This is a genomic window from Moorena sp. SIO3I8, from assembly GCF_010692325.1.
GTDB lineage: Bacteria > Cyanobacteriota > Cyanobacteriia > Cyanobacteriales > Coleofasciculaceae > Moorena.
In genome coordinates this window covers 1-1,832 of the sequence record NZ_JAAHHW010000319.1, presented here as the reverse complement: position 1 = coordinate 1,832, position 1,832 = coordinate 1, and the positions used below count along the sequence as shown (strand labels likewise).

The window sequence follows — 1,832 nt, the reverse complement described above, 5'->3', positions numbered from 1 at the left end:
TCTTTAGCCCTTCCCATGTTCAATAGCTCTCTTGCTCGTGCCGGGTGGCATGGATCCAGTGGTTTCTTATTTTGATCTAGAACGAAAACTCGCATTACTTTGAACACTCCACAATGTGGGTAAAGTTTGCCTGTGCAAAGCACACGCTTGCGCGAACGACAATGTTATCTAGCTTTGTTCGGTACAGCTCACTGGCTTAACTCGTTACACCTGTTTAAAGCTGTACGACAGTTGCTACAAACTGGCACGCATTTGTAGGTGTCATGAGCTAGATAACGTAGCTCGCTTAGAGCTTAGTCTGGTCAACTATGAGCTTTTAACAAGCTCCCGCTATAGTCTGAAGGACTTAGCGGTGAGTTGTTGACTGAGAAAATTAGCTCGACAACGATGACGCTGAATCTTGCCACTGGAAGTCTTAGGGATACTCCCAGGTTTTAACAGTGCTACATCATGAACCTGCAGTTCGTGGTCAGATGCTACTGCCCGACGAATATGTCTGACTACCTCCTGTGTGTCTAACTTTCGTAGGTAAGTCCGCTCTACTTCCTGAACAATGACTAGTCGCTGTTCACCGTTGACCTCCATTACAAAAGCTGCTCCTGAAGCTGGTCGTAAAGCAAGATGACTCCGCTCCACCGTCAGTTCAATATCTTGGGGATAATGATTGCGACCGCGAATGATAATAACATCCTTGAGGCGACCTGTAACAAATAGTTCTCCATTGTTTACAAATCCTAGGTCTCCAGTCCGCATAAATGGACCTTTTCCTGTATCTGCTATGTAGCCATGAAACGTCTGTTTTGTTTCCTTTGGTTTCTGCCAATAGCCACCAGCTACACTGGCACCGGACACCCAAATTTCTCCTACTTGGTTATCAGCGCATAGCTTTAAGGATTCAGGGTCAACGATGGCAATTTTTTGGTCTAACCATGACTGGCCACAACCTACAACCTTACGGAGACCTGTAACCTCGCTACAGACGGGTATTACTTTATTTTGCTCTAATGCTTTCCCATCAAGCGAACAGATAACTGGTTGCTCTGTTTTCAACCCCCCAGACACAAATAACGTCGCTTCTGCCATGCCATAGCAGGGGTAAAACGCCTCTTTTCGGAAGCCACAGGGGCCAAATTTAGCAGCAAACTGCTCTAGAGTCTCGGCACGGACTGGTTCTGCTCCTGTAAAAGCCACATCCCAGCTGCTCAGATCTAGAGTAGCCAACTGGTCTGGCTTAACTTTACGAACGCACAGGTCATAAGCAAAATTGGGGCCGCCACTAGTAGTAGCTTGGTATCGTGAAATGGTTTGTAGCCAAAAGATAGGTTGCTGGAGAAATGCCAGGGGTGAGATAAGAATTGCTCTTATGCCCAAATACAAGGGCTGCAATACATTTCCAATCAGTCCCATGTCGTGGAAAGTCGGCAACCAACCTACTACACTTGTTTGCTGGCTATTATGTCCGAAGGCTTGCTTAATCATCCGCTCATTGTGTAGCAGATTACCGTGACTCACCATCACTCCCTTGGGTGTTCCCGTAGAACCGGAGGTGTACTGGAGAAAAGCCAGGCTACTGCTGTCTAGGGTTGGTTCAGACCAGTCCAAGCCTTGGTCGCAATCGCATTTATTGGTAGCAAGCAGGTGCAGCCTCCCCAGAGCTGGATGCTGGGCAAAGCGACTGGTTAACTCGGTCAATAGAGATGTGGTAGTTAGGGCAAACAACGCCTCTGCATCTGATGCGATCGCTAATAACCTAGAGAGATTGTGACTGCGTCGGGGTGGTGGATAAGCGGGCACGGCAATTTCGCCAGCGTACAAGCACCCAAAAAAGGCAG

General features: G+C 47.8%; 2 protein-coding genes. Both read right to left on the bottom strand.

Annotated features, from left to right (window positions below):
- Nucleotides 1–95: RRXRR domain-containing protein (locus tag F6K51_RS36595; RefSeq protein ID WP_293030894.1), on the bottom strand; the 95-nt coding region annotated here is incomplete at its 3' end.
- A gap of 235 nt (nt 96–330) precedes the next feature.
- Nucleotides 331–1,832, bottom strand: a 1,502-nt coding sequence (locus tag F6K51_RS36590) for a fatty acyl-AMP ligase (protein WP_293030892.1), incomplete at its 5' end; no start/stop codon positions are given.